Origin of the sequence: uncultured Cardiobacterium sp., from assembly GCF_938028185.1 — a bacterium.
Lineage (GTDB): Bacteria > Pseudomonadota > Gammaproteobacteria > Cardiobacteriales > Cardiobacteriaceae > Cardiobacterium.
In genome coordinates this window covers 1-2,489 of sequence record NZ_CALJAH010000220.1, presented here as the reverse complement: position 1 = coordinate 2,489, position 2,489 = coordinate 1, and the positions used below count along the sequence as shown (strand labels likewise).

General features: G+C 59.2%; 2 protein-coding genes. One reads left to right on the top strand and one right to left on the bottom strand.

The annotated features are described in order from the left end of the window. Positions 1–243 precede the first annotated feature (243 nt). Entirely contained in the window at positions 244–999 is a 756-nt protein-coding gene (locus Q0349_RS06425; protein WP_298080049.1) for a rhomboid family intramembrane serine protease, read from the top strand. A gap of 29 nt (positions 1,000–1,028) precedes the next feature. Here Q0349_RS06425 and nosD read toward each other — a convergent pair. Beyond that, positions 1,029–2,489: nitrous oxide reductase family maturation protein NosD (gene nosD / locus Q0349_RS06420; protein WP_366916286.1), on the bottom strand; the 1,461-nt coding region annotated here is incomplete at its 5' end.

Sequence of the window (2,489 nt, the reverse complement as noted above, 5' to 3'; positions counted from 1 at the left end):
CTGCCCTCACCCCAACCCCTCTCTCGCTGCGCGAGCTGTCCCAGTCCCAGAGGGAAAGGGGCTGATCCGCCGAATTGTAAACACGCCCTAACTGCCCCTACGGGCTTTGCTCTGCGAAGAAGGGGCTGTTCGGTTGGCGTTTCGACATTGTTTGTAGGATGTGTGGCGACGTAGCCGACCCGCATCGTATAGCCATCCTCACCAACGATGCCCGCTCCAGCGACTTCTCGCAACATACGCTGCGTGTATTTTGCAGGGAACGTTTTTTCACGCCCTGTATCATTTTGGATACGCCAAAATGCTGAATCTGATAGCATAGCGCCTCGTTGTTTTTATGAAAAATATATAGCCCGAGTCTGGATAATCACTGTGGACAGATACCGTTCTTATGACCCCTCGCCGGTATGGATGCGCGCCGGGTGGGTAACGTGGCTGATTTTGGGGGCGTGTGTCGTGGTGACGCTTGCTACCTGGTTCGGCTCAAACCGCCTTACCGACTGGATGCGTTGGTCAACGGCGGACATCTCTGCCGGTCAGTGGTGGCGCACCATCACCCCGGCGTTTCTTCATTTCAAGGCATTCGGCTCAATTTTTACTCATATCCTGTTTAACTGCCTGTGGTGGCTGATGCTCGGCGGGCTGATTGAATGGCATGAGGGTTCGTTGCGCCTTATTCTGCTGTTTTTGTTGTCAGCGCTTGTTGGCAATGTTATCGGCGGCTTTTTTTATGGCAGTCATTATGGCGGTCTTTCCGGGGTCTGTTTTGCACTGGTAGGCTATGTTTGGCTGCGCGGTTTTGATGTGCCGGAATACCGCGCGATGGTGCAAACGCAGTTGTTCTACGCTTGCATTGCCTTCATGCTCGCCGGTTTTGTCGGCCTGGTTCCGGGGATGGCGGACTGGGTTCACGCGGCTGGTCTGGCAACCGGGCTGCTGGTCGCCTCGCTGTTTCGCCTGGCGCCGCGATACCGGCGCTGGTTGCCGCAGCGCAGTGAATAAATGGGAAAGCCCGCGGTTGCGGGCTTTTTTTATGGGTTTTGCGGCGGATTCATCAGCGGATGGCTGTCCACCACGCCGCCGGGGTGGATGGCGGGGAATTGTTGTTGCGCGTATTTGAGCAGTTGTGCCGCCGGGCTGTTGATGAGGATTTTGGCGTTCGGCGCGCGCCACAGTACCTGGTCGAGGATGTTGTTCGGGCGATAGGGCAGGTCGGCGATGCCGTCGCCGTTTAAGTCAAAGGCGCTGTTGTCGCTCCAGTAGTTGCCCTGGCCGTCGTGCGACCATTCGTGGTAGCGCGTGCCGACGTACATTACCTGCGTCTGGTTGTCGATGAAGCTGTTGCGGTAGTTCTGGTTGTCGGTGGAGCCGGCGGTGCTGTGGATGCCGAGGGTGCAGTTTTCAAAGTGGTTGTCGTGGAAGGCGTTGCGGTTGGCGTTGTAGAGGAAGACGCATTTGTTGGCGCGCTCGATGCGGTTGCCGTGGATTTTGGCGTCGTTGACCGCGTTCAGCATTAGCCCGTGTTCGCGGCTGTCCTGCCCGCTGTTGTCGCGCACGGTGATGCGGTTGGAGAACATGATGACGTAGGCGGACTCCAGGTTTTCGGTGTGGTTGTGCGCGACTTCGCTGTCTTCGGTGTACATATAGTGCACGCCGAAGCGCATATTGCGCATGGTGTTGTTCTCGAACAGGTTGTATTTGCTGTTGGTGACGTAGATGCCGTCGCGGCCGCCGCTTAGGGTGTTGTCGCGGATGATGGTGTGCGGGCTTTTCCAGATTTGGATGGCGTTGCCCCGGTCGTTGACCCGGCCTTCGTTTTGGCCGATGACGATGTTGTGTTCGACCAGCGCGTTTTCCGGCCCCCAGATGTAGAGGCCGAAGAGGTTGTTTTCGGCGCGGTTGTGGTGGATGTGGGCGCGCGCCGCCTTGCGGTCGGCGAAGATGCCGGAATCCATGTCGAACTGGCTGTTGCCGGAATGGCGTACGGTGAGGTGTTCGATGGTGCTATCCGGCGCCTTGAGGTGCAGCACTTTGCCTTTGCCGCCGCCGTCGAGGATGGTGTCGCCGTTTGGGCTGCCGCTCAAGGTGATGGGGATGTTGATGGTGTAGTTGCCCTGCCAGGTGCCGGGGGCGAGAGTGATGTGGTCGCCGGGCTGGGCGGCATCAAGTGCGGCTTGCAGGTCGTCGCCGGGTTGCAGGGTGATTTCTTTTTGGTGTGGGGGTGGTGTGGGTTCAGGTTGGGATGCGGTTTGTGCGGGTTCAGCGCTTGGTTGGGGGATGGTTTCGCTTTGGGACGCGGTTTGTACGGATTCGTTGCTTGGTTGGACGGTGGTTTCGGGTTGCGCGGGTTCGGCGCTTGGTTGGGCGACGGTTTCGGTTGGGGGCGCGGGTTGCGCGGGTTCGGCGCTTGGTTGGGCGACGGTTTCGGTTGGGGGCGCGGGTTGCGCGGGTTCGGCGCTTGGTTGGGCGACGGTTTCGGTTGGGGGCGCGGG